Annotated in this window: 24 protein-coding genes and 2 riboswitches; all 24 genes read right to left on the bottom strand. The window is 37.9% G+C overall.

The window, feature by feature from the left end; all coding sequences use genetic code 11:
* Positions 1 to 61 precede the first annotated feature (61 nt).
* Positions 62 to 190: riboswitch (FMN riboswitch) on the bottom strand.
* A 69-nt stretch (positions 191 to 259) separates the two neighbouring features.
* The 24 genes from rpe to V6C17_RS10315 all read right to left on the bottom strand — a co-directional run bounded on the left by rpe (position 260) and on the right by V6C17_RS10315 (position 25,373).
* A complete protein-coding gene (gene rpe, locus V6C17_RS10430; protein WP_333522504.1) occupies positions 260 to 910 on the bottom strand; it encodes a ribulose-phosphate 3-epimerase in 651 nt (216 codons plus the stop codon).
* A 4-nt stretch (positions 911 to 914) separates the two neighbouring features.
* Positions 915 to 1,790: a ribosome small subunit-dependent GTPase A gene (gene rsgA, locus V6C17_RS10425; protein WP_333522503.1), complete on the bottom strand. Its 876-nt coding sequence runs from the start codon at positions 1,788 to 1,790 to the stop codon at positions 915 to 917.
* 16 nt (positions 1,791 to 1,806) lie between these two features.
* Positions 1,807 to 3,678, bottom strand: coding sequence for a Stk1 family PASTA domain-containing Ser/Thr kinase (gene pknB / locus V6C17_RS10420; RefSeq protein ID WP_333522502.1), 1,872 nt, complete (start codon positions 3,676 to 3,678; stop codon positions 1,807 to 1,809).
* A 12-nt stretch (positions 3,679 to 3,690) separates the two neighbouring features.
* On the bottom strand, positions 3,691 to 5,100 hold the full coding sequence (locus V6C17_RS10415) for a peptidoglycan D,D-transpeptidase FtsI family protein (RefSeq protein WP_333522501.1): 1,410 nt from the start codon (positions 5,098 to 5,100) through the stop codon (positions 3,691 to 3,693).
* Positions 5,087 to 6,352 (bottom strand): FtsW/RodA/SpoVE family cell cycle protein, encoded by a 1,266-nt coding sequence (locus V6C17_RS10410; RefSeq protein ID WP_333522500.1) that lies wholly within the window; start codon positions 6,350 to 6,352, stop codon positions 5,087 to 5,089. Before V6C17_RS10410 ends, V6C17_RS10415 begins: the two co-directional genes overlap by 14 nt.
* A 1-nt stretch (position 6,353) precedes the next feature.
* A complete protein-coding gene (locus V6C17_RS10405) occupies positions 6,354 to 7,070 on the bottom strand; it encodes a Stp1/IreP family PP2C-type Ser/Thr phosphatase (protein WP_333522499.1) in 717 nt (238 codons plus the stop codon).
* 6 nt (positions 7,071 to 7,076) lie between these two features.
* Entirely contained in the window at positions 7,077 to 7,544 is a 468-nt protein-coding gene (locus tag V6C17_RS10400; protein ID WP_333522580.1) for an FHA domain-containing protein, read from the bottom strand.
* Positions 7,545 to 7,551: 7 nt separating this feature from the next.
* Positions 7,552 to 8,325 carry a DUF3662 and FHA domain-containing protein gene (locus tag V6C17_RS10395; RefSeq protein WP_333522498.1) on the bottom strand — a complete coding sequence of 258 codons (774 nt, stop codon included), beginning with the start codon at positions 8,323 to 8,325 and terminating at the stop codon, positions 7,552 to 7,554.
* Between the two features lie 162 nt (positions 8,326 to 8,487).
* Positions 8,488 to 9,528, bottom strand: a complete 1,041-nt coding sequence (gene rlmN, locus V6C17_RS10390; RefSeq protein ID WP_333522497.1) for a 23S rRNA (adenine(2503)-C(2))-methyltransferase RlmN — start codon at positions 9,526 to 9,528, stop codon at positions 8,488 to 8,490.
* The gene (gene rsmB, locus V6C17_RS10385; RefSeq protein WP_333522496.1) at positions 9,529 to 10,866 is read right to left on the bottom strand and encodes a 16S rRNA (cytosine(967)-C(5))-methyltransferase RsmB; all 1,338 of its coding nucleotides are present in this window, start codon (positions 10,864 to 10,866) and stop codon (positions 9,529 to 9,531) included.
* A 15-nt stretch (positions 10,867 to 10,881) separates the two neighbouring features.
* Positions 10,882 to 11,643, bottom strand: a complete 762-nt coding sequence (locus V6C17_RS10380; RefSeq protein WP_333522495.1) for a DUF116 domain-containing protein — start codon at positions 11,641 to 11,643, stop codon at positions 10,882 to 10,884.
* 12 nt (positions 11,644 to 11,655) lie between these two features.
* Complete coding sequence (gene fmt, locus V6C17_RS10375) at positions 11,656 to 12,597, bottom strand: methionyl-tRNA formyltransferase (protein ID WP_333522494.1); 942 nt, start codon at positions 12,595 to 12,597, stop codon at positions 11,656 to 11,658.
* 5 nt (positions 12,598 to 12,602) lie between these two features.
* Positions 12,603 to 13,055 (bottom strand): peptide deformylase, encoded by a 453-nt coding sequence (gene def, locus V6C17_RS10370; RefSeq protein WP_333522493.1) that lies wholly within the window; start codon positions 13,053 to 13,055, stop codon positions 12,603 to 12,605.
* A gap of 92 nt (positions 13,056 to 13,147) precedes the next feature.
* Positions 13,148 to 15,565 (bottom strand): primosomal protein N', encoded by a 2,418-nt coding sequence (gene priA, locus V6C17_RS10365; RefSeq protein ID WP_333522492.1) that lies wholly within the window; start codon positions 15,563 to 15,565, stop codon positions 13,148 to 13,150.
* 317 nt (positions 15,566 to 15,882) lie between these two features.
* Complete coding sequence (locus V6C17_RS10360) at positions 15,883 to 16,098, bottom strand: heavy-metal-associated domain-containing protein (RefSeq protein ID WP_333522491.1); 216 nt, start codon at positions 16,096 to 16,098, stop codon at positions 15,883 to 15,885.
* Between the two features lie 67 nt (positions 16,099 to 16,165).
* Positions 16,166 to 17,356, bottom strand: coding sequence for a methionine adenosyltransferase (metK, locus tag V6C17_RS10355; RefSeq protein WP_333522490.1), 1,191 nt, complete (start codon positions 17,354 to 17,356; stop codon positions 16,166 to 16,168).
* 61 nt (positions 17,357 to 17,417) lie between these two features.
* Positions 17,418 to 17,524, bottom strand: a riboswitch (SAM riboswitch).
* Positions 17,525 to 17,579: 55 nt separating this feature from the next.
* Positions 17,580 to 18,773 carry a bifunctional phosphopantothenoylcysteine decarboxylase/phosphopantothenate--cysteine ligase CoaBC gene (gene coaBC, locus V6C17_RS10350; protein ID WP_333522489.1) on the bottom strand — a complete coding sequence of 398 codons (1,194 nt, stop codon included), beginning with the start codon at positions 18,771 to 18,773 and terminating at the stop codon, positions 17,580 to 17,582.
* 10 nt (positions 18,774 to 18,783) lie between these two features.
* Entirely contained in the window at positions 18,784 to 18,990 is a 207-nt protein-coding gene (gene rpoZ, locus V6C17_RS10345) for a DNA-directed RNA polymerase subunit omega (protein ID WP_333522488.1), read from the bottom strand.
* Positions 18,991 to 19,016: 26 nt separating this feature from the next.
* Complete coding sequence (gene gmk, locus V6C17_RS10340; RefSeq protein ID WP_333522487.1) at positions 19,017 to 19,622, bottom strand: guanylate kinase; 606 nt, start codon at positions 19,620 to 19,622, stop codon at positions 19,017 to 19,019.
* Positions 19,623 to 19,651: 29 nt separating this feature from the next.
* Positions 19,652 to 19,918 (bottom strand): extracellular matrix/biofilm regulator RemA, encoded by a 267-nt coding sequence (gene remA / locus V6C17_RS10335; protein WP_333522486.1) that lies wholly within the window; start codon positions 19,916 to 19,918, stop codon positions 19,652 to 19,654.
* Positions 19,919 to 19,984: 66 nt separating this feature from the next.
* Positions 19,985 to 20,869 carry a YicC/YloC family endoribonuclease gene (locus V6C17_RS10330; RefSeq protein WP_333522485.1) on the bottom strand — a complete coding sequence of 295 codons (885 nt, stop codon included), beginning with the start codon at positions 20,867 to 20,869 and terminating at the stop codon, positions 19,985 to 19,987.
* 185 nt (positions 20,870 to 21,054) lie between these two features.
* Positions 21,055 to 21,651: a hypothetical protein gene (locus tag V6C17_RS10325; RefSeq protein WP_333522484.1), complete on the bottom strand. Its 597-nt coding sequence runs from the start codon at positions 21,649 to 21,651 to the stop codon at positions 21,055 to 21,057.
* Between the two features lie 96 nt (positions 21,652 to 21,747).
* On the bottom strand, positions 21,748 to 22,590 hold the full coding sequence (gene dapF / locus V6C17_RS10320; protein ID WP_333522483.1) for a diaminopimelate epimerase: 843 nt from the start codon (positions 22,588 to 22,590) through the stop codon (positions 21,748 to 21,750).
* A gap of 35 nt (positions 22,591 to 22,625) precedes the next feature.
* Complete coding sequence (locus V6C17_RS10315) at positions 22,626 to 25,373, bottom strand: calcium-transporting P-type ATPase, PMR1-type (protein ID WP_333522482.1); 2,748 nt, start codon at positions 25,371 to 25,373, stop codon at positions 22,626 to 22,628.
* Positions 25,374 to 25,398 lie beyond the last annotated feature (25 nt).

The raw sequence follows: 25,398 nt of genomic DNA, 5'->3' as shown, positions 1-25,398 counted from the left end.
AATAGTTATGAAAAAAGAAACATAGACATAACAAATAGATACTACGCAGTAAATGCATAATACTAGCCTTTTTCCATCCAGACTTTACTGTCGACTCCGGAATTACGCCGGATCTGCCATACGGCTCGCGGGTTATACCGCCGGTCAGGAATTAAAAGAAAATCTTTTTCACCTTGCCCCAAAGGCTGCTAACTATAAAATTGTCGATATATAAATTTTATCATCGAAATTTAGTTTAATCAAGTGTTTATTATGTTTTCTAGTTTCCTGCTCTTAGTTCAAAAATTGCCTTATCTATATCAGCTGAGTTATATACAGCAGATCCAGCAACCAAGATACTAGCTCCGGCATCAATAACTTTAGGTGCAGTTTCGCTATTAATCCCACCATCAACTTGAATTTCGATATTCATATTACGTTTGCGAAGCATATCACGTAGTCTAGCAATTTTATCTAATACCGAATAAATGAATTTTTGCCCGCCGAATCCTGGATTTACACTCATTAATAATATCATATCTAAATCCTCAAGCACTTCTTCAACCATACTAAGTGGTGTTGAAGGATTAAGAGCTACAGCTGCTTTAACTCCCTCCTCCTTAATACTTTGTATCAGTCTATTCAAGTGATGGGTCGTTTCAGCATGCACTGTAATAATGTCCGCACCAGCTTTAGCAAATGGAATTACTAAGTCTTGCGGATTTTCGACCATAAGATGTACATCAAAAGTCAACTTTGTTACTTTTCGTAAAGCGGCAACTACTGGTGGACCAAAGGTAAGGTTCGGCACGAAATGACCATCCATAACATCAATATGGATCATATCAGCACCAGCTGCTTCCACCTTTCTAATTTCTTCGCCTAGTTTCGAAAAGTCTGCTGATAATATTGAGGGTGCTATTTTAATCATAATTTTAAAACCCTTTCTTGGCTTCCTTAATTGCAGTTAATATTTCGATATAAGAATCGTAACGCTGCTGTGTAATAACACCATCATGAACAGCCTGTTTAACGGCACACTGAGGCTCCTTTAGGTGTAAGCAGGTACTAAATTTGCATGCCGGTGAAATTTTGGCTATTTCCGGAAAGCACTCTATTAATTCCATCTCGGAAACATCATTAAACTCAGTAAAACTAAATCCAGGTGTATCAACTACGAAACCGCCTCCGGACAACGGTAGAAGTTCTGCAAAACGTGTTGTATGTTTGCCACGGCCAATTTTCTCACTCACTTCGCCAGTATTAAGTTTGAGACCAGGCTCTATAGCATTCAAAATAGTAGACTTACCAGCTCCTGATGGCCCAGAAAATACTGATATATGATCACTTAGCAATCCTTTTAGCTCGTTAATTCCTACATTATGCTTTGCTGATAGCGTAATAACTTGGTATCCGATATTTCTGTATAAACTTATTAAGCTAGATAGTTCATCGGTATTAGCTAAATCAAGCTTATTAATACCAATTATTATCTTCAATCTGGATAGCTCAGCTAATACGAGAAATCTGTCTACTAAAACGGTGTTTATATCAGGATTAACCGCCGCGAAAGTTAAAATTACTTGGTCAACATTAGCAACCATTGGTCGTCTTAACATACTTTGGCGGGGCATAATTTCTTCAATTACACCTTTGTCTTCCCCTAACATCGTGAACTTCACTTCATCACCTACTAGGAGAGAGAAGCGTTCTTTTTTAAACCTTCCCCGCAAAGTACACATAGTTACTTTATTAGATGTCTGTACGTAATAATAACTATTGTATGACTTTACTATTACTCCTTGTAGCATAATACGGCCCCTCCTGCTAAATGGTTTGTTCTTGTAATAGAACACCATTAATATAAACTTGAACTCTTACTTGATCTACACCTTCGATAGTTTTTTCCACTTTATCACCAGGCTTGTGTACATTTTCGTAAATAACACGTCGCCCATTAGTATCAGTAACAACAATTTGTACAGCTTGTTTCGAGGCACCCTCAGGAACTGTTATCTGCACAACTGCTCGTTTAATGTTTCCTGCGACGCCTTTTGCAACAGTAAGGTCTACTGATGCTCCCTCAACTACCTCTGTTGCGGCTGCTGGATTCTGAGCAGTTATAGTACCCGGTGGATACTTATCACTCGGCACTTCCGTTACAGTCCCCAACTTAAGTTTCAAGCTTTCCAGTTGAGTATTGACAGTAGTTAAAGGAGTACCGCGAAAATCTGGTAATGAAATTTTCTTAGGTCCGGTGCCTTTACTTATAACAAGATCAATTGGCGTATTTTTATTTACTTGAGCTGGTGGGCGAGGATTTTGACTAACCACAGTATCTGTAGGTGAATCTGCATATTGTTCATCAATTCTTCCAATCTGCAAACCCGCATTTTTGATCTGCAATTCTGCGTCCCTACGGTTTAGACCCCTAAGATCTGGAACGACAGTCACTTCCCCGCCTTTACTGACAAAAATGGTGATTGTGCGCTGTTCCTTTACCGTTGAACCCGCTTCTGGGTATTGAGAAACTACCTGACCGGCGGGAACCTTGTCATTAAAAGTTTCTGATGCAGTAACACGCAGGTTTTGTCCAGCTAGAATTGTTTTTGCTACATCAACTTGTTTACCTACAACATTAGGAACAGCAACTTCATTAGTACTCCAGAACTTTCCGAATGCCAGAAAAGCGCCAATCGAAAATCCTAACAAGAGTAGGGCCAACAATCCCCAAATCCACTTTTTAGGCTGATTTCCAGCAACCTTTTCCTGTATTACATCAATATTATTATTATTGCGATCGTTATCATTCGTGGTAATACGAGGTAATATCTGTGTAGGAAAATCTTCTCTGGAGATCCTCCTTGTTTGATCGTCTCGCATATAAACTTGCGCTAATTTAAGATCAGCAATCATTTCTGTAATATTTGAAAAGCGAGCTTCAGGCTCTTTTGCCATCGCTTTAAGAACGACAGCCTCTGTTAATGGAGGTATAGTATTATTTATATCACGTAAAGGTTTTGGATCTTCTTGTAAATGCTTCAGAGCAATTCCTACAGGTGTTTCCCCAGTAAAAGGCACAACACCTGTAAGCATTTCGTAAAGAACGACACCTAATGAGTAAATATCGGATTTCGCACCGATCACACTTCCTTTTGCTTGTTCGGGTGAGAAATAATGGACTGACCCAATTATAGTTCCCGTATGTGTCATCGTAGCGGATGTCACTGCCCTAGCAATACCAAAGTCAGTCACTTTAATTCGACCAGATTTGGTAACAAGTATATTATGCGGCTTGATATCACAGTGAATAAGATTATTTTGGTGTGCGTGTTCTAACGCTTCGGCAATCTCTAATGCAATTTTTATAGCTAATTCAACAGGAAGCGGTCCAGCGTTTTGTATTTTTTCCTTCAGCGTTTCCCCAGAAATATACTCCATAACTATGTAATAAGTATCCTCATCAAGACCAACATCATACATATTGACAATATTCGGATGAGATAATCTGGCGGCAGCTTGAGCCTCTCTGCGAAATCGAGTTACAAATTCATCGTCATTAGTAAATTGTGAGCGCAAAACCTTAACGGCAACAGAACGATCCAGCAATTTATCATGAGCACGATAAACATCAGCCATTCCGCCTCCACCTATGTGTTCCAATATTGTGTAGCGATCATCTAATGTACGATTTATCATCCAGTCACCTCCCTAACGTAATGCTTGTAATAAAACTTGGCGAGCTATTGGAGCGGCAACTCCACCGCCAGATCCACCATTTTCAACTATCACGGCAATCGCTACTTCAGGATTATCAGCTGGTGCAAAGCCAATAAACCACGCGTGGGATGCACCATGAGGGTTTTCTGCTGTTCCCGTCTTTCCCGCAACAGTAATATTCTTGATTTGTGCTGATATGCCTGTACCACTTTCAACAACATCAACCAACATATCAGTAATAATATCCGATGATTTTTTATCTAACGGTTTTAGCCATTCTTCTGGTACATGATTCTGTATTACATTCCCGTCAGTTCTAGCTATACGACTAATAATATGGGGCTTCATTGTCGTTCCACTATTGGCGAATGTGCTTGCCAACATTGCCATCCTAAACGGAGTTACCAGCAAACTTCCTTGTCCTATGCCAACTTGAGCTAAATCACCGTCACCTAATTTAGCAAAATCAGGCAGCCTACTCGCACTTTCATTAAACTCTCTACTATTACTTTTATTAAATCCATAACGATCAAAAGTTCTTGCTATTCTACTACTTCCTAACTCTAAGGCTAAACTGCCAAAAGTTACATTACAAGAAACAGCAATTGCTTTACTAAGATCAACTACACCGTGAGCTTTGTTATTATTTTCGGACAAAACATAATCTGGTCCTATTTTAAGTGTTCCTCGGCAATTAATTGTTTCTTTCAAACTGACTACTTTCTCTGCTAATGCAGCTTCTGCAATCATAGGTTTGATAATTGACCCTGGTGGATACAATCCATTAGTAGCACGGTTGAGCAAAGGACTAACTATCGAATTGGAAATATCATCCCAGTTTTTTTCAATATTATTAGGATCAAAACTAGGCTTACTAACCATTGCTAGTACTGCCCCACTACGAGGCTCTATAACTACGATTGCCCCTCGATTATTACCTAGTGCTTTATAAGCCGCACTCTGCAGGCTAGCATCAATAGTTAGGGTTACATCATATGCTTGATTATTAACGAATAGCTGACTAACTGGCCCCAATCCTCTATCCGGATTGCTTAATCCAGATAGATATCCATTATAAGAACTTTCGATACCATTTTTCCCTAGTTTAATACTGTTATAGCCTATTAGATGAGCCATAATGGCCCCATATGGGTAAACTCTCCTATAACCATTACTGTCATCCTTCTCGCTATAAGCTAGTTTTTCCCCATTTCTATCAAGTACTGCTCCACGTGCGTTTTTTTTCTCATATTCAACGCTTCGTCTGTTAAGCGGATGAGAAATTAGAAAATTACTTTCTATAACTTGAATATAAGATATGTGAAGAAAAAGCACTATGATTAGACTAATTAAAACATAACTTACTCTTCGTATATTCCCACTCAAGTCATTTCGCATCATTAGGCCTCTTTTCCGAGATCGCAAATAACATACCCAAAAAAATGAAATTCGCTACCATAGAGCTTCCGCCATAGCTAATAAAAGGTAAAGTAATACCTGTTAGCGGCAAAAATTTTGTAACTCCTCCAATAATTATAAAAATTTGCAACGCCGTAGCTGCGGCAAGACCACCAGCAACAAGGGCATTAAAATTTTCTCCAGACGATATTGCGGCTTTAAAGGCACGGTAAATCAGTATTATATATATCATAATAATAGCGGATGATCCAACTAATCCCATTTCTTCACCTATTGCCGAAAAAACAAAATCAGTATGAACCTCAGGAATTAAATTAGGGAAACCAAACGTTAGTCCGCTTCCTAAAATCCCACCAGCTCCAAAAGCAAATAAAGATTGTATAATCTGATATGCCTTTCCATTGGGATCACCCCATGGATTTAACCATATATCTACTCGAACTTGGACGTGAGAGTATAACTTATAACAGACTAAAGAACCCAATAAAAACAAGAAACTTCCAATAATCACGTAATTTAGCCTTCCGCTAGCCATATAGGTCATTAATAGTGCGATACCAAAAAACAGTAGTGCAGAACCTAAGTCCCGTTGCAAAATAAACATAACCATGGTTAATCCCCAGACAGCGAGCAGTGGAGCTATAAACCTTAGCGGCGGGATAGTAATCGGACCATATCTATTGCCAGCCAAGGCTAATACTTCTCTTCGATCATTTAGATATGCAGCCAAAAAAATAACTATGAATAGTTTAGCGAATTCTGAAGGCTGAAATCTAACGGGCCCAAGTATCACCCAGTTTCGGTTTCCTCCAATATCAACACCAAAGATTATTGCTGTCAATAACAAACAGACACCAAGTACTCCAAATATATATTTATAATCCGCTAATCTTTCGATTTTCCGGAAAAAAAAAGCAGAAAATACAAAAGCTGCAAGACCTATAAACACCCAAAGTGCTTGGTAAATTAATAAATTCGGCTTAAGTCTGAAAATCATTATTAAACCGACCGCCACTAGCAACGCAGCTAATGGAAATAAAAGCGGATCACCTTTGTGGCCTTTACCTCTTACTATGGCATGTACTATGAACCAACATACACAAAGCATTGCTATAACAGCTACGGAAAAATAGTTAGCTGATTCTATCGCGAGATTTATTGAAAATACACCTGTTAGTGCAACAAGGCTCACAATTAGAAGTAGCAAGCGTTCATTACGAAGGTGTTCAGTCATCTTACAATCCCTCGTTCTTCAACAGGATAACTGTTATATTATCATTTCCGCCAGCCCTCTTAGCACTATCGATCAGCTTATTTACCACTTTCTCTCCGTCATTCATATTCTCAATTAATACTTGGTATATTTCTTGTTCACTTAACATGTTAGTAAGTCCATCTGTACACAAAAGCATAAAATCGCCCTGTTTCCAGTTAGTTATACCAGTATCTACTTTTATATTCTTGCTGGTACCTACCGCACGCGTCAGCATGTTACGCTGAGGATGGGTATGAGCTTCGGCTTTAGTTATATTACCGCTTTTGACCAACTCCCAAACTAACGAATGATCATTTGTTACTTGAACTAAATCTGAATCTCGAACTACATAAATTCTACTGTCTCCTACATGCCCCCAGTGAATACAAGTCTGATCTACATGAACAACACTTACTGTAGTCCCCATGCCCGCACATTCATCTCTAGATTGGGATAAATCAAAAATCAATTCATTTGCTCTGATAAGTGCTTGTTCTAAAAGCATAGTCACATTAGTACCTTTATTTGCTTGCACATACTCGCTGATAGCTTTAACTGCCATAGAGCTAGCAATTTCACCAGCTACATGCCCGCCCATCCCGTCAGCCACTAAGAAAAGGTCAGGTGGAATACAGGCATAACTATCCTCGTTAGTTTGGCGGACTAGACCAATATCTGATTTAGCAAAAACCAGCAATACCCGTCACCTCTCAAATCTAAAAGTAACCGCACCAATCTTTATTGTGTCACCTTTGCTTAAAGCAACCTCATCATCTACTAATTTTCCGTTAACATATGTATTATTAGTACTTTTTAAATCTGTAAGCCAGTAGTCGTGCTTGTATTTAGTAATACAGGCATGATCGTATGATACAAAATTATCTTCAATTACTATATCATTATTATAATTTCTTCCAATAGAAATTGCATCTCCTAATGGAAATACAGAATTTCTCAGTTTAGGATTAAGACTCTCAATTACCACCAGTTTTGCTGTTTCAATACCAGTAGCAACATTGCCAGGATGATGATTATTTGTGGTCGTTTGGATATCTGTTTTATGTAAGTCTAAATACACAATCTTAATTATTCTAAATAGAAAATAGTATATAAGAATAACTAAGCTATATTGCAATATAATGCTCAACACGGTTGGAACAATTGTCTTCATCGGCAAGCTAGCTCACCTCATATCGAATGATTGTGTTTCCTACCTTTATCTGATCATCATGGTGCAAAGTTTTTCTTGTAATTCGATGACCATTAATATAAGTACCATTTAAACTCTTAGCATCATATAAAATATGACTCTTATCATCATATATGATATACGCATGCAACCGTGAAGTATTCATATCTGTTAATGGCATCTCATTACTTTCGCGTCGTCCTATATTGATCCGCTTCAATCCAACCTTTACAGTCATACCTTCGTCAAGCCCTTCTGCTACAGTTAGTTTAGCTGAAATTCGATTCTCCGGATAGTTTTTTAATACTTCAAAATCACACTTCTCAAAGACCCTAGTATCCGACTCTTTATATTCAACTAGATCATTTTCAGCCGTATGATTTTCATTAGGTAAAGGTTCAGTAAAATGGCTAGCAATACGAAAACGACCTCTGCCTAAATCTTCATCCCTAAAAATATCTACTATCGGTGGACCTACAATTATATATTTTTTCCTTGCTGCTTCATCAACTAAATATTTCGACAATTCATCTCGAATTACGGCTCCATAAGGCGCAATACGTTCAAAATCATCCTTATTTAGATACAGCATATACGAGTTTGGTACATAAATTTGGGAAATACCTACAGATCTCTGATTATTCATTTCCTTTACTAACTGCTTAGCTAATTCGACAGGTTGAAGACCACTCGAAAATTTTTTATTAAAAAAACCTTCTATATATTTTTCAAATATGTTTTCCAAGTTACGGACAAAAGTCATATTATCATACACCTCACTGGAATCATATAGATATTATAAGCTATCTTCCCAATATAGTCAAAATTCACCACTTTTCAATATTTCCATTATTGCCATCAAATAAAAAAACCATACATTATAGTAAACAGCAAGGAGTTATCCTTGCTGTACTAAAAGTATAGTTTATTTATTCAGTGATTCATTTCTTAATTGACCGCACGCGGCTTGAATATCGGCTCCCATTTCTTTTCTTACTGTGACATTAATATGGTTTAAGCGGAGAACTGATTCAAAATTTTTTATCTTATCTTGCTTTGGTCTATGTAAACCACGTTCGATTACATCATTTACTGGTATCAAATTAACATTAATAATTTTACCTTTTAATAACTTCACTAGCTGTTTTGCATGTTCGGTATCATCATTTATGCCAGCAATCAGCGTATATTCGTAAGTGACCCTTCGTCCTGTGTTTTTAGTATAACGGTCTGCCGCAGCTATAATTTCTTCTATCTTATAATGAATATTTATTGGCATAATACTTGACCTAATAGAATTATCTGGTGCGTGGAGGGATATTGAGAGCGTGATAGGTAATCCTTCATTTGAAAGCTTATCAATAACTGGTACAATCCCAGAGGTGGAAAGAGTAACATTACGATAACTAAGGTTCAAACAATATGCTTCGTGACATAACCTAATAAATTTTATTACATTATCATAGTTGGCAAGTGGTTCGCCCGATCCCATTATAACTATATTATTAACCGCTTTTCCTTCTTGCTTCAAAATCTGATTTATAAATAATACTTGAGATAACATTTCCCCAGCGCTTAAATTTCGCACTAAGCCATTTAAGGTTGATGCGCAAAAAACACATCCCATACCGCACCCAACCTGACTAGATACGCAAACACTATTGCCATAAGGCTGGCGCATTAAAACAGTCTCTACTGCTTCACCATCGCTAAACCCTAGCAAGTATTTTATAGTCTTGCCATCTTTTGAATTAAGCTGTCTCTTTAGGGAAACTTTTTGTATTTCAAAAGCATTGGCAAGCAATGATCTTTTGGCCAGGGGCAAATTTGTCATTTCCATAAAGCTATCTACATCACGTTGATACAACCACTCAACAATTTGCTTTGTTCGGTACTTCTCAATTCCAATAGAAACAATAAGTTCTTCCATTTCCTCTAACAATAGACCGTATATGTTAGTTTTCATCTATTTCACCTGTTCGCTACGTTTAAGGCGTGCAATAAAAAAGCCATCACTTCCATCAATATGCGGCCATAACTGAATCATTTCCTGCGCATTTTTTATAGGCAGATAATCGCCAGTAATATCAAGCATAAAATTAGTATGATCCGCTAAAAAACGTTTAATGATTTCTTGGTTTTCTTCTGGTTCTGTAGTACATGTGCTATAAACTAATACTCCGCCTGGTTTGACACATTTAGCCGCACTACGTAGTATAGCTATTTGAAGCTGGGGTAAATCACGAAGTATATCATTACTCTTGCGCCAGCGAGAATCCGGCTTTCGACGTAATACACCAAGGCCCGAACAAGGAGCATCAACAAGCACTCTATCAGCTTGGTCAGGATATAAATCTCCTAATTCTACAGCGTCTAATGCCTTGGTTTCGATAATACTAACTCCTAGCCGCGTGGCGTTATCACGAGTAATTGCCAATTTATGTTCATGAATATCTGTCGACAGCACCAGCCCTTTGTTATTCATTAGCGCGGCTATATGTGTAGATTTTCCACCTGGCGCTCCGCAAGCATCAATCACGAACTCACCAGGCTGTGGATCCAGTACATGAGAAACCAACATGGAACTTTCATCCTGCACTTGAAATAACCCTGTCTGCAAAGATCTTAAAGACCCTAATGCAGGATACTCACTGCAAATAATGCCTTCCGGAGTTTTTGTTGATAGTTCAAACACAACACCTTCACTCCGCAGAACTTTGCAAAGTTCATCACGATTAGTTTTTATTGTATTTGTTCTTACAGATAACATAGGTGTAGTATTGTTAGCAGAACACAGTAATTCAGCCTCAGCAAATCCTAATCTATTAACCCAGCGTGTAACCAGCCATTCCGGGTGAAAGTACTTTAAGGCTAAATACTTAATTGGATCCTTCTCTTTATCTGGATATGCAGCTTTTTCGGGTGCTCGGGCAGCATTTCTTAAAACAGCATTAACAAATTTGACTGTACCTACATGTCCATACTTCTTAGTTAGTTCCACGGCCTGGTTGCAAGCAGCAGAGGCTGGTACCTTCGTCAAAAAGAAAATTTGATATATTCCCAAACGCAATATATCCCGGACAATCGGCGATATTTTATTAAGTGGCCGATTGATGTAATGACTAATTATCCAATCTAGTGTATTGCCCGCTTTTACGGTACCATATACTAATTCTGTCAAAAACCGCCTATCTTGGTCAGATAAGCTATGTTTGTTTATTTCTCTAGCTAATGCAATATTGGCGTATGCCCCATTTGTATTAACGTCATTAATTACTTTCAATGCAACTTGTCTTGCATCCATATTATCACCTACTAATTACCGCAAAAATTCCTTAATAACACTTTCAACATTATGCATGTCCACCTTTGTATTACAACAAGGACCAAATGGTCTTTCATTTATAACCCCAATTACCGGAAGAGGATACACGTCCTGAATTCCACTTGTAAGATCACGCTCGCAAGCTATAGCCAACACAGCATGTGGCCTCAACGTCTTAATAACCTTGCGTGCTAACGTACCGCCTGTAACTACCGCAAAATGAAACCCTAGCGTTTGTGATAATTTCAATAGTTCACCTACTTGGCAGTTTCCGCAAGCTTTGCAGTTATTTACATCGCGCGTAATCTTATAGGGGCAACTATCTTGCTGTATACAATGAGGTGTGAGAATAAGTAATTTTTCTGGTTTAACCTTTACATTTTTACTACGTATCAGATGGTTGCTAACTTCGATAAAAGATCGCTCTACTCGCTCTTTATCTAGATCTATTAACTTACCTATTCTTATTGCGAGAGGAAATAATAGATTTATCGCAGACCATGCAAGCCCCTGAAAAACACTAGGAGTAGCGAATCCTAAAATCGCAAAAATTACACCAATAATACCGCTCGCTACTGCTACCAGTGTCACCACTAATATAGTGCCCAAGATTGTCGGCAAATATCTACTTATGCTAGCTAATCCTGCAGAGCTTACCATCCACACAGCATATGTAGATATACAGGCAACCAGCAGACTTAATATAATTAGCACTATAAATAAACGTTTTTTGGGTCTAGGCACAACTTCTGTCATGACTTCACCTTCTTAACCAAAAATCTCACCAACGTTTATACAATAACCGCAGGCACAATCACGTGCTAGCATTCGTTTTTTACTTTCAGGCTGAAGTTCTAAAATTTCTATTACCCCTCTACCAGCCTCAATTAAAATTCCCTCGTTTGTAACCATCATCACCCTGCCTGGTCTACTCGTAGATACATCGGCTTCGTGAACTCGGGTACGCCATATCTTTAGAATTTTATTCTGATAAAGACAATAGGCACCAGGCCAAGGATTTAATCCACGAACTAAGTTATGTATTTGGGTAGCTGAAAGATTCCAATCAATTTTTTCAATATCTTTATTTAGTAAAGGTGCATAAGTAGCTTCATCAACGTTTTGTGGAACACGCTTAACTTTTTGCTGCTGAACTAATGTCATGGTGTCTCTCAAAGTAATTGCACCCAACTCTTTCAGCTTATCATGAATATCTCCTGTATTATCGCTATCACTTATAGCTATTTCAGCTTTTAATATCATATCACCCGTATCTAAACCTACATCCATAAACATTGTCGTAACACCGGTTGAGGTTTCGCCGTTAATAACCGCCCAATGTATCGGGGCAGCTCCGCGATAGCGCGGCAATAGCGACGCATGAACATTTATACAGCCTAAAGGTGGTATTTCTAAAATTCGTTTTGATAAAATTTGTCCAAAAGCAACTACTATAATTATATCCGGGTTTAGCTCGGACAACTTATGTTCAAATTCTGGTGTTTTAATTTTTGCAGGCTGTATAACCTGAAGTCCATTATTCAGAGCGAACTCTTTTACTGGCGATGGCATTAGCTTTTGCCCACGCCCTTTGGGTCGGTCTGGCTGAGTCACTACAGCTACAACTTCGTATTTTTCTTTAACAAGCATTTCTAAGCATGGGACTGCAAAGTCTGGCGTTCCCATAAAAACTACACGTAAGTTATTCATGTCTCTTACCTCTTACAAATTGTTTGAGCTCGGTCTATAAATAGCACCCCATCTAGATGGTCCATTTCATGTTGAAGAGCTCGTGCTAGCAATCCAGTACCAATAATTCGTTCTTTCTTTCCATTACGATTAAGCCCCTCAACTACTACTTTACTCGAACGCTCAACTTCACCATAAATCCCAGGGATACTAAGACAACCTTCGGTTCCCTTTTCTTCCCCCTCTTTTTCCACAATAATTGGATTGATAAGCTCAATTATTCCATTTCCCACATCAATAACAATTATTTTAAGTGATACGCCAACCTGCGGAGCAGCAAGGCCAACCCCATCCGCATCATACATCGTCTCTGCCATATCATCAAGTAACTGCTTGATTTTACGATCTATTCTAGCGACTGCAGAGCACTGTTCTTTTAAGACTTTATCCCCTGCCTTCTTTATTTCTAATACAGCCATAAATATACCTCCCCATTACCATATTGTTCAATCATTGCCCAAATTTTATCATATAAACCAGTAAAAAGCCATTAGTTATAAACCATCAGTCTCTACATAACATTTAACGGATCAATATCAATTGAAATATCAGCGCGTGTATGAAGTTCTAAACTAATAAGCTGTTTTTTTATATTGTCAGTACCTAATGCCTTAATAAGTATATTCATTCTAAAAATATTATTAATTTTGGCTATCGGTGCTACGAAGGGACCTAATATTTGTAAATTGTCTTCACCTTTCAATGCGGAGCGTATTTCTGAAGTTACTGATTCAGCCTTTCTATGAACATCTGTCTCATTAGTTGCTGTTACAGTAATCTTTAATATTTTACTGAAAGGAGGATAAAACAAGGCTTTACGGAAACTAATTTCTTTTTCATAAAAACCTATATAACTTTGCTTTGCCCCTTCTTCTATAGCATAATGCTCCGGACTATAAGTCTGTATAATAGCCCTCCCGCCAATATCGCCCCGCCCCGCTCTACCCGCAGCCTGAGTAATTAATGAAAATGCTCTTTCAGCCGCTCTAAAATCAGGTAAGTTTAAAATTGAGTCAGCAGTTATAATACCAACCGCAGTTACATTTTTTATATCGTGTCCTTTTGCTACCATTTGGGTGCCAAGTAAAATATCATATTCACCACGCGAAAACGCTTCTAGAATGCGATCATGTGATAGTTTTCCCCCTGTAGTGTCCTGGTCCATTCGAATAATCCTTGCATCCGGGTATATCTTTAACAACTCTTCCTCTAGTTTTTGGGTTCCAGTACCAAAATAGCGAATATATCTGCTAGAACAGCAAGGACAAACATCAGGTGAACTTGCACTCGACTGACAATAATGACAGCGAAGCATCCCACTTTTATGGTAAACAAGCGATACTGCGCATTGCTCACAACACATAACATGACCGCATTCTCTGCACATAACAAAAGTAGAATGCCCTCGACGATTTAATAATATTATTACCTGCTCACCACGTTCAATAGTACCTCTTATTAGATTTTGTAGTGGCAACGATATGACATTCCTTCTTCCTATTCGTAGTTCTTCACGCATATCGACTAAATCTATTGTAGGTAATTTCGCCCCATCAACCCGGTCAAGCATCTCAAGCAAAGTGTGTTTCCCTTGAATTGCCCCGAAGTATGTTTCGATTGATGGTGTTGCACTTCCGAGTACTACAACAGCGTTAGCTAGCTCAGCACGCCTAAAAGCAACTTCTCTAGCGTGGTATCTCGGGCTTTCCTCTTGTTTATAGGTAAACTCATGTTCTTCATCAATAATGATTGCTCCTAGATCATCGATAGGCGCAAAAATTGCTGAACGAGCCCCGATTACTATTCCAGCTTGGCCAGTTTTTAATCTTACGATTGCATCATTTCGCTCGTTTAATGTAAGTTTGCTATGCATAACTACAACATCATTACCAAAGCGAGCTTTGAATCGAGCAACTATTTGGCTTGTCAGTGCTATTTCCGGAACTAAAACTATTGCCTGTCGTCCTAATCTTCTTATTTGCGCTACAGTCTCTAAATATACTTGTGTTTTACCACTACCGGTGATGCCACGAAGTAAGAAAGATTGGTACTGTCTTTTTTGGGTGAAAGGCAGTATCTTAGCTAATACATTCTTTTGCAGATCATTTAAGTCAATATTAGCGTTCTTGACATCAATGCAAGCATAACTATCCCGAATGACTCTCTTTTTTTCGGCGACTATTAATCCCGATGCAACTGCTCGTTTTATTGTATCGGGGCTAATCTTCAACTCTTTTAAATCATCACCTGTTAATTCACTCTTACACAATAAAGCAGCTACTATTCGTTGCTGAGCTGCTTTGCCCGATTTCTGTATAAACTTTTGAGCCTCTTCATGAGGCATGCCTAAGCTAAATATTGTTTCATATTTTGCTCTGCCTTGTTTATTCGCCCTATATTCTTTTATAATTATATTTTTACTAACTAGGTAGCTTAGTTCTTTAGTATTATCAGTTGAAAACTTCCTTAAAATTTGTTGAATACTTAAAGGACCATAATCAGCTATATATTTAAATAGTGCCAAATAATGTTCTGATTTTTTTGCTAGCAAAGATGCTACATAATCATAATTATTATCAGAGCCCGCTCTATACTCAACAAAAGTTTTTATACCTGTTTTACCAGGTATAAACAGCCGTAAAGCTTCGGCTAAACTACATAGATAATAACCACTAATCCAATGAGCTGTCTGAAACATATTTTTATCAAACCAAGGATGATCATCCAAAACCTCTATTACTTCTTTCAATCCTTCTATTGGTCCATCTTCCATTCCAATTACAAATCCTTCAAGTTTTCGATTACCAAATGGTACTAAAACACGCCATCCTGCAACCACGTATCCTAGCTGTTCTGGTAAAGAGTATGAAAAGGGCTTAGTGATTGTTTTCGTTGGAATATTTACCATTACTTGAACTATCTTACTCATCTTCATCACCACTAATCTAACCTTCGAATCATCCTAATTTCTAGATTACGATTTTTCGCCTTTAATGACTTGTATATCCATTATTATATTAGAAAACTCGGCATGTGCCGAGTATTAAAAACTATTTATTTATGAAAACAAAGGGGGCTCAATTTGAGTCCCCTAATTAAAAATTATTTTAGTTTTACACTAAGGATTAATTATTAACAGACGTCAAAATTATCCCAATAAACACCTGAATCCATAGGCAAACGCTTAAAGTAACGTTTAACGCGAGACCGAGCAAAAGGTGCAAAGTGCAATTTCATATTCTACACCTAACCCTGTATTGAATAGCCTAAAGTTTGTAAAGTCTCTTCAATATATCCACTGGCAATAACATCTGGGTCATAAGCGACATTAACTTTTTTAGATCCAACATTAACATCAACATTAGTAACACCAGGCAGATGCGACAGCGTATGCTCAATCCGGTCTCGACAATGATTGCCCTTTAAACCTCCGACTGTATATACTGTCTTTTTACTAGCCATGTAACACTAACCTCCTTGACAATAATTGAGTCTAGCAAAGTTAGTATTACCAATATAATTTTTAAAATTAATTTTTCGCTTCTTTACGTAATATTTCTGCCTTATCAAGTCTTTCCCATGGCAAATCAATATCAGTTCGGCCAAAATGTCCGTAAGCTGCAGCCTGACGATATATAGGACGTCTTAAATCTAAGGATTTGATAATCCCAGCAGGTCTTAAATCAAAATGTTTTTCAATTAGTTTAACTATTAATTTTTCATCTATTTTAGCAGTTCCAAAAGTTTCTATCATTATTGAGACAGGATGAGCTACTCCAATAGCATAAGCAAGTTGGATTTCACATTTATCTGCCAAGCCCGCCGCTACAACATTTTTAGCCACATATCGAGCGGCATAAGCAGCTGAGCGGTCAACCTTTGTTGGATCTTTGCCAGAGAAAGCGCCTCCTCCATGGCGAGCCATACCGCCATAAGTATCAACAATAATCTTACGGCCAGTCAGTCCAGCATCTCCTTGAGGCCCACCTACAACAAACCGACCTGTTGGATTAATATAATATTTAGTGTTATCATCTAGTAATTCTGCCGGCACAATCGGTTTAATAACTTTTTCCAGCATATCTTTTTTTATTGTTGCTAAATCAACCTCGGGGCTATGCTGAGTCGATATAACAATTGTATCAACACGTTCAGGTTTTCCGTTTAAATATTCAACAGTAACTTGAGTCTTTCCATCAGGACGTAGATATGTCACTTCCTCATTTTTACGGACATCAGATAAGCGTTTTGCCAATTTGTGTGCTAGCGAAATAGGTAAAGGCATATATTCTGGGGTTTCATTGGTGGCGTAGCCAAACATCATACCTTGGTCACCGGCACCAATTGCTTCGATATCTTCCATTTCACCTTGTTTAGCCTCAAGTGCTTTATCGACCCCCATTGCGATATCTGCCGATTGTTCGCCTATTGATGTCATAACACCGCAAGTATCAGAATCAAAACCAAATTTCGCCCTAGTATAACCAATATTTCTTATAGTTTCGCGGACAATTTTAGGAATATCAACATAACATTTTGTTGTAATTTCGCCTACTACATGGACTAATCCAGTAGTTACAAGAGTTTCACAAGCGACTCGACCCATAGGATCTTTTGCCAAAATGGCGTCTAATACACTATCAGAAATTTGGTCAGCAATTTTATCCGGATGACCCTCCGTAACAGATTCTGATGTGAATAACACACGTTTATTCTCCACAATTATACCCCCTGTTTACAATAATCAAGAAAAAAACTCCCGTACGGGAGAGTAAGTCGCACTCCCATCTAGCAGTTTTTTACTGCAGGAATTGGCACCGTTTTTGACATTGCAAAATGGTTGCCGCGGTTTCATAGGGCCATTCCCTCCACCAACTCTTGATGAGTAAATAAATATTGTATTTTTCCACTAATTGCAATTTTAAGTTATAGATGTTGAAAAATCAACCCAATTTTAATATATTTTCCAAAATAATACTTGCAATTGCATCTTTAGACATTTTTGGTATTTCTTCAATCCTGCCATCTTTAAATATTAGTTTTACAATATTAGTATTTGAATTAAAACCGGCGCCTGGCATAGTTACATCATTAGCTACAATCATGTCCAAATTCTTTCTGGTCATTTTTGACATGGCATTTTCAATTAAATCTTGTGTCTCGGCAGCAAAACCAACTAAAAGTTGACGTTCTTTTTTTATTTTACCTAATTCATAGAGTATATCCGGGTTCTTCACCAACGTCAGTGTTATTGACTCCCCAGTTTTTTTAATTTTTTGTACGGCAACCTCTTGAGGGCGATAATCTGCAACCGCTGCAGCCTTAATTATAATATCTGAATCGTTAAATTCTTCGAGGACGGCATTTTGCATTTCAGCTGCAGTTTCAATGTATCTAACGTCAATTCCAGTTGGAGGTTGAAGGCTAGTAGGACCGGAAATCAATGTTACCTGTGCACCGCGTGATAATGCAGCTTTTGCTAAAGCATATCCCATTTTACCACTAGAACGGTTTCCTATATATCTTACTGGATCGATAGGCTCAATTGTACCGCCTGCAGTTATAAGGATTTTTTTTCCACAAAGGTCATTTGACCTTACGAACATGGAAACGACTCTCTCCACAATTGCAGATGGTTCTGGCAATCGGCCTGGTCCTTCAACACCGCAAGCCAACATTCCCACATCTGGATCCATAAATGTATACCCAATCGCTGTTAATGATTTAATATTACTTTGAACAATTGGATTTAAATACATATTGCTATTCATGGCAGGAGCAAAAATCACTGGAGCCTTTGTTGCCATAATAGTTGTAGATAACATATCGTCAGCAATACCGTTAGCGACTTTACCAATAATATTCGCAGTAGCAGGTGCTATTAAAAATAAATCAGCTTTTGTTGCTAGGGCAATATGCTCTACATTCCAATTTTTAGGTTCATCCCACATATCCGTTACAACCGGATTTGCACTGATCTCACGAAAGGTTGTAGGGGTAACAAAATTAGTTGCTGAAGATGTCATAATCACATAAACTTCGGCACCTTGCTTTCGCAGACGACTGACGATATCCACAGCTTTATAGGCAGCGATACCACCAGACACCCCTACAACAATATTCTTTCCCTTTAACATGAACTGCCCCCTACTTAATTCCGGTCTTCGTTCTTTCATAAGTTACTTTACCTCTAGCAACTTCTTCTAATGCAATTGTTACTTGTTTATTAGATTTACTTTCAACCGTTGGATTCTCCCCGCTCATCAACTCGCGAGCACGTTTTGCTGCAAGAACAACTAAAGTATATTTACTGTCAACTTTGTCAACAAGAACGTCTAATGATGGATGTATCATTAATGTCCCCCTCTATTCTAAATAGTTTATTTGCAAATTTGCTTTAATAATTCGCTGCTTCTAGATACATTGCATTTTTCGGCAACGATAATTGCTCCTATTTTGCTAACCGCAACCGGAACTTCATCATTTACGACAACATAATTATAACTATTAATCTTATTCATCTCAGCACTAGCACAACTTAATCTTCTTTTTATACTTTCAAGAGAGTCTGTGCCTCTCTTATGTATTCGATCAGCCAATTCTTCCATTGACGGTGGTACTATATAGATAAAAACTCCTTGAGGAAACTTTTTCTTTACTTGCATTGCACCCTGCGTATCAATCTCCAACACTACATCTTTACCACTATCTAATAACTCACTTACGTAACGACAAGGAGTTCCATAGTAATTTCCGTAAACTTCGGCCCATTCTAATAATTCGTCCCTACTAATCATATTTTGAAAATCATCTTTCGAGGTAAACCAATAATTAACGCCATTAGTTTCACCTAATCGCGGTGAACGGGTAGTTGCAGATATCGAGTAATGTAAATTGGGATAGTTACGCAGCAGTTCGCGGCATATCGTTCCTTTCCCTGTACCAGAAGGACCGGATAGAACAATGAGTATTCCTTGCTGCGCCATTATTACGTCTCCTTTCACTTAGTTAAATATTATTCCGCAGTATCATCATTATTTTCTTTGCTTGCAAGACGATGTGCTACAGTTTCGGGCTGCACTGCTGATAAGATAACATGGTCACTGTCCGCAATAATCACAGCTCTTGTACGTCTTCCATAAGTAGCATCAATAAGCATACCTCTATCACGAGCTTCTTGTATTATACGTTTTATTGGAGCTGATTCTGGACTTACAATAGAAATAATACGGTTAGCAGATACAATGTTGCCAAAACCAATATTAATAAGTTTAATCTCCATAAACAAATTCCCCCTATTTTTTTGTGTAGCCGGCCATTTAATCTATTTTTATCAAAACTCTCTATATTACTCTATGTTTTGGATTTGCTCTCTGACCTTCTCAATTTCACTTTTAATTTCTACCACTATATTTGCTACTGTATAATCATTTGCTTTGGAAGCAATCGTATTTGTTTCCCGATTAATTTCTTGAACAATAAAATCCAACTTTCGCCCTACCGCTTCATCAGACTGAATTGTAGAACGAAATTGGGATAAATGACTTCGTAAGCGCACTAATTCTTCAGTAAAATTACTTCGGTCAGCAAATATTGCAGTTTCCTGAAAAAGCCTAGTTTCATCAGGCTCAGAACCAACTGAAACTAATAAATCGCGCATGCGACCTAATAGTCTTTCACGATATTCAGTTAATATTTTAGGGGCACGTTCTTCTATTTGACTAATACAATCTTCAAGTTTATTAATACGAATGATCAAATCTTCCGAAATATTTTCCCCTTCAGCTAGTCGCATACTGAGAAGGTTTTCTATTGCTACTTCAATCGCACTAACCAGCTTAGGCCATAATTCATTAACATCTTCTGCATCATCCTCGATCTTGACTACATCAGGATATTTTGCAATTTGATAAATATTATCATTTAATGAAGTGGAAAATAAATCAGCTAAATCTCTCAAAGCATTATGGTAAGCGATTGCCAATTCTTTGTCAACCCTTACAGTGCGTTTACTCTTACTATACTCATCCATAGTTATAAAGATATCAATACGCCCACGCAATAATGTGTTAGCTACACGACGCCTAATCTTATCTTCAAGCGAACCCAAATTTTTGGGCATACGGATAACTATATCGTTATATCTGTGGTTTACTGCTTTAATTTCTACAATAAAGCGATGGCCGCTATCGATAAATTCACCGCGTCCAAAGCCAGTCATGCTTTTTAGCACTAAAAAGCACCTTCCTTTGCGTATGTTATTATTAACCTTAAAATTTAGATTTAATCGTATTTTTTTAATACTTCTCCTTTTATCAAAAAATTCCTTGTGAAGTTACAAAACCTTTAGTTTTCACCAGTTAGGTCCTTATTTATTTCTCATACCAAAATAAAATAGGGCTTAGCCCTAAATAGTTTTTATTTTATATTCCCCAAATCAAAATAAAACTTACGTTCCTGTTTATCATGAGCCAACACGGATAAAACAACAGGTTTAGATATATCAATTTCTCGTTCATCAAAATAGAAATAGCACTGTGCTGTATATAGCTTGCTGTTTAACCAATCACATTTCTCAGCTTCGTTAGGAGCAGTTATTTGATATGCTTTTATTTTACTTTTACCCTGTCTTAATACTGCAGTGGTATTACGAGAAAAGGACGAGTCTTTTCCAAATAGTGTTACACTAAAACTAAGAGTCCCGCTATAATCTGTGATGATTTGTTCACTATCAGAAATACTTACAACTTTACCATTTGCTTTTTTTTCTCGCGCATCAGTTGCTAACAGCAAGAATGTGGTATACAAATACGCACGTTCTGAGGTCTCATTTAGCTTAGTCGCTCTTTCTTCATACGAAATCCAAGGCTGTAGAAATGTGATTAATGAGTCATTAACATGACTTACCCCATATTCTTGTGCTTGCTTAATTATCCCACTATTAATTGGAGCTATCGCATAGGCATTATTGCTGAACAAAGAGAATAAAATTAAAATCCAGCAGAGAACTTTCACTAAAAGCACCTCACTAAATTTTCTTAAGTATATATTATCCAAAGATTACAAAAATTCCTTCAATAATAAAAAACGGCTCATAATGAGCCGATTTTTTTATTGAGAAATATATTCACCTCGAAACACCTCGGTAGCTGGACCTGACATATATACATGATTATCTTCTTTCCACTCAATGATCAGATTACCGCCATCAAGCTCAATCGTCGCTTGTCTATGTGTCTTATTATTAAGAACTGAAGCAACTAACGTTGCGCAGGCACCCGTGCCACAGGCCATCGTAACACCCGCTCCTCGTTCCCAGACTCTCATGCGAATAGCCTGATCATTTAACACCTGAGCAAATTCAACATTGGTTTTCCTTGGAAATATCTCATGCTTCTCTATTTGAGGACCAATCGCGCTTAGATCAACAGCATTAATATCCTCAACAAAAATTACGCAATGCGGATTGCCCATTGATACGCAGGTAATGTTATAAACGTTGTTAGAAACTTCTAATGGGTAATTAATTGCTTGTTCATTATTATTGCCTTCCATAGGAATTTCGCTTCGTCTTAATCTTGGTTCACCCATATCAACTTTAATTGTTTTAATTTTGCCGTTTTCAATAATTAATTCTGGTATTATTATGCCTGCTTTTGTTTGAATATTTATTTTACTCTTGGCGGTCATTCCGTTCTCATATACATATTTAGCTACACATCGAACAACATTACCGCACATTTCCGCTTCACTGCCATCAGAGTTAAAAATACGCATTTCAAAATCTGCTGTTTGAGAAGGCAGTACTATTACCAACCCATCTGCACCGATACCTAGATGACGATCACAGACTTTTTCAGCGGCCGCACTGTAATCATCAATCTTTTCAGTGAAACCATTTACAATAATAAAATCATTACCTAAGCCGTGCCATTTAGTAAATCTAAACTGCATAGAAATTCCTCCATTGCAACATCTTACCTTTTATTTTACCTGTTAAATACAGCACGTGCAACTTGTCGCCGGAAAAATAACGCCTTTAGTCCATTTAGCATAAATGTCCAGCCTGAAATTCCCAAAACTAAAAGCCAATCGTAAAAGCCCATTGGAACTGTAGCAAAAACACTGCTTAAAAATGGATTATATATAACTGTAACGTGCATAGAAATTGAGCAAAACGCGGCTAATATAAGAAACTTATTTCTAAATATTCCAGCCTCAAATACATTATATATTTCTGATCGGCAATCAAATACATGAAACATTTGCGAGAAAACTAACGTTGTAAAAGCCATCGTCCTCGCCAACGCTAAATCATTTTTTAAATAATAAACTATTGAAAACACTAGTATTGTACTGACACCGATTTGAATTCCGCGCCCAATTATTTTACGGCTTAACCCCCTAGAAAATACACTTTCTCTTGGATGTCTTGGCGGACGACACATAATGTCACGGTCATTCGGATCAACTCCTAATGCCATAGCTGGTAATCCATCTGTAACTAAATTAACCCAAAGTATTTGCACAGGTAATAGAGGCATAGGTAGACCTGCTAAGGCAGCAATAAACATAGTGAGAACTTCGCCCGTGTTACAAGCAAGCAAATACCTAATAAACTTTCTTATATTATCATAAATGCCCCGCCCTTCCTCGACAGCCGCAACAATGGTAGCGAAGTTATCATCAGCAAGAATCATCGCCGATGCTTCTTTAGTAACATCTGTCCCAGAACGTCCCATCGCTATACCTATATCTGCTTCCTTTATAGCAGGAGCATCATTAACACCATCACCTGTCATTGCTACGATGTGTCCTTGTTTTTTTAATGCTTTTACAATTCTCAGTTTGTGTGCTGGTGAGACTCTTGCATACACAGTTACTGTATTAACTAACTTTGATAGTTCTGAATCACTTAAACTATCTAATTCCAGACCTGTCAGCACCTTGTTTTTGTTTTCATCAAACATTTGAAGTTCCCTGGCTATAGCAGTCGCTGTATTTTTATGATCCCCAGTAATCATGACTGTTTTTATTCCAGCTTGCTTACATACTACAATAGCTTGCTTTGCTTCATCCCTTGGTGGGTCGATCATTCCAATCAAACCCACAAAAACAAGGTCTTTTTCTATGTTTTCACTGGGGAAGTCGCCTTCTGCTTTCGTAACTCTTCGATATGCTACAGCTAGCACACGCAGTGCCTGAGAGGTCATTTCATTATTTGCCTCAGCTAACTTTGCCAAGTAGTCGGAATTAATTGGTTTTTCGATACTACCATTATGATAGAATTTACATAAATCTAAAATAGTGTCAGGAGCGCCTTTAGTGTAGAGGTAATATTCATCTTTATATTTATAGATAACTGACATTCTACGACGATCTGATTCAAACGGAAGTTCTCCAACACGTTGCTGTTCTTTTTCTAAATTTTCTCTCCATATACCAGCTTTTGCTGCAGCAACAATCAATGCGCCTTCAGTTGGATCACCCTCAATACTCCACTCGCTATCTTTACCATGTCTCCATATACCTGAAATATTTACATCATTTCGTTTAAGATAGCTATTATTACATAAAGCTCCAAGCTCTAAGCAGTTATGCAACAGTTTGTCGCTACTCGGCTGAAAAATCTTGTTATTAAGCAGAAAGTCACCTTTGATGTCATATCCACTTCCAGTTAAATCGTAATTATTCAAACCAGTAAAAACTTTCTTTACAGTCATTGCATTTTGTGTCAATGTACCTGTTTTATCCGAACATATTACAGTTGTGCACCCAAGAGTTTCAACCGCAGGAAGCTTGCGTACGATTGCATTTCGTTTTATCATCCTTTGAACACCTAACGCTAACGCAACCGTGACAATTGCTGGCAATCCTTCTGGTATAGCGGCAACCGCTAAACTAATCCCAGCCATACACATTAAGAAAAGCGACTCGCCTCTTGCTACTCCAGTTACTACAACAACTAAGCAAATAGCTAAGCATCCCCATACAAGCCAACGCCCCAAATTGTCTAGCCTTTTTTCCAATGGTGTCGGCTCATGACCAGTATCCTGAATCATACCGGCAATACGTCCAACTTCTGTTGCCATTCCAGTTCCGCATACTACTGCTTTTCCCCGCCCTCTCGTTACTACTGTTCCTGCATAAATCATGTTTTTCCTATCGCCAAGAGGACTGTTTTCATTAAATATTTTATCTGCTACTTTTCTAACTGGCAGAGATTCTCCTGTCAGTGCAGCTTCTTCAACTTCTACTCCTTGCGCTGATACAAGCCGTCCGTCTGCAGATAGCTTATCCCCTGATTCTACAACGATAATATCTCCCGGCACCAGCTCATTTGCCGCTATCTGCTGCTGCATCCCATTTCGAATAACATTAGCAGTAGGCGCAGAAAGCTTTTTTAAAGCTTGCATCGACTGTTCTGCCCGATATTCCTGTACAAATCCTAAAGCAGCATTAACTATAACTATAGCTAATATTGTTATTGCATCAGCATATTCCCCGAGAAAGGCTGATATTAGTGTAGCTCCTAAGAGTATCAGTACCATAAAATCTTGGAACTGTGCTAATAATCTTTTCCACCAAGGTGTTTTTTCTTTTTCAACCATCTCATTATAACCAAATTTATTTAATCTGTTTTTTACTTCACTAGACGATAGACCGTCATTTATATTTGTATCCCAAAATTCTAAAGCCTCTTCCGCCGTACGAGTGTACCACTTATCAATCTCCATTTATGCCACCTCACTAAGTGTGCTT

Source organism: Dendrosporobacter sp. 1207_IL3150 (assembly GCF_036763085.1).
Lineage (GTDB): Bacteria > Bacillota > Negativicutes > DSM-1736 > Dendrosporobacteraceae > JBAIYU01.
Note: the sequence above shows the minus strand (reverse complement) of the source record. Positions and strands in the feature narration are given on the sequence as shown.

Excerpts from the sequence above, each read along its gene's own strand:
- rpe (WP_333522504.1), bottom strand. The coding sequence starts at position 910 with ATGATTAAAATAGCACCCTCAATATTATCAGCAGACTTTTCGAAACTA.
- rsgA (WP_333522503.1), bottom strand. The coding sequence starts at position 1,790 with ATGCTACAAGGAGTAATAGTAAAGTCATACAATAGTTATTATTACGTA.
- pknB (WP_333522502.1), bottom strand. The coding sequence starts at position 3,678 with ATGATAAATCGTACATTAGATGATCGCTACACAATATTGGAACACATA.
- V6C17_RS10415 (WP_333522501.1), bottom strand. The coding sequence starts at position 5,100 with ATGATGCGAAATGACTTGAGTGGGAATATACGAAGAGTAAGTTATGTT.
- V6C17_RS10410 (WP_333522500.1), bottom strand. The coding sequence starts at position 6,352 with ATGACTGAACACCTTCGTAATGAACGCTTGCTACTTCTAATTGTGAGC.
- V6C17_RS10400 (WP_333522580.1), bottom strand. The coding sequence starts at position 7,544 with ATGAAGACAATTGTTCCAACCGTGTTGAGCATTATATTGCAATATAGC.
- V6C17_RS10395 (WP_333522498.1), bottom strand. The coding sequence starts at position 8,325 with ATGACTTTTGTCCGTAACTTGGAAAACATATTTGAAAAATATATAGAA.
- rlmN (WP_333522497.1), bottom strand. The coding sequence starts at position 9,528 with ATGAAAACTAACATATACGGTCTATTGTTAGAGGAAATGGAAGAACTT.
- rsmB (WP_333522496.1), bottom strand. The coding sequence starts at position 10,866 with ATGGATGCAAGACAAGTTGCATTGAAAGTAATTAATGACGTTAATACA.
- V6C17_RS10380 (WP_333522495.1), bottom strand. The coding sequence starts at position 11,643 with ATGACAGAAGTTGTGCCTAGACCCAAAAAACGTTTATTTATAGTGCTA.
- fmt (WP_333522494.1), bottom strand. The coding sequence starts at position 12,597 with ATGAATAACTTACGTGTAGTTTTTATGGGAACGCCAGACTTTGCAGTC.
- def (WP_333522493.1), bottom strand. The coding sequence starts at position 13,055 with ATGGCTGTATTAGAAATAAAGAAGGCAGGGGATAAAGTCTTAAAAGAA.
- priA (WP_333522492.1), bottom strand. The coding sequence starts at position 15,565 with ATGAGTAAGATAGTTCAAGTAATGGTAAATATTCCAACGAAAACAATC.
- V6C17_RS10360 (WP_333522491.1), bottom strand. The coding sequence starts at position 16,098 with ATGGCTAGTAAAAAGACAGTATATACAGTCGGAGGTTTAAAGGGCAAT.
- coaBC (WP_333522489.1), bottom strand. The coding sequence starts at position 18,773 with ATGTTAAAGGGAAAGAATATTGTTGTAGGGGTGTCTGGTGGTATCGCT.
- rpoZ (WP_333522488.1), bottom strand. The coding sequence starts at position 18,990 with ATGATACATCCATCATTAGACGTTCTTGTTGACAAAGTTGACAGTAAA.
- gmk (WP_333522487.1), bottom strand. The coding sequence starts at position 19,622 with ATGGCGCAGCAAGGAATACTCATTGTTCTATCCGGTCCTTCTGGTACA.
- remA (WP_333522486.1), bottom strand. The coding sequence starts at position 19,918 with ATGGAGATTAAACTTATTAATATTGGTTTTGGCAACATTGTATCTGCT.
- dapF (WP_333522483.1), bottom strand. The coding sequence starts at position 22,590 with ATGCAGTTTAGATTTACTAAATGGCACGGCTTAGGTAATGATTTTATT.
- V6C17_RS10315 (WP_333522482.1), bottom strand. The coding sequence starts at position 25,373 with ATGGAGATTGATAAGTGGTACACTCGTACGGCGGAAGAGGCTTTAGAA.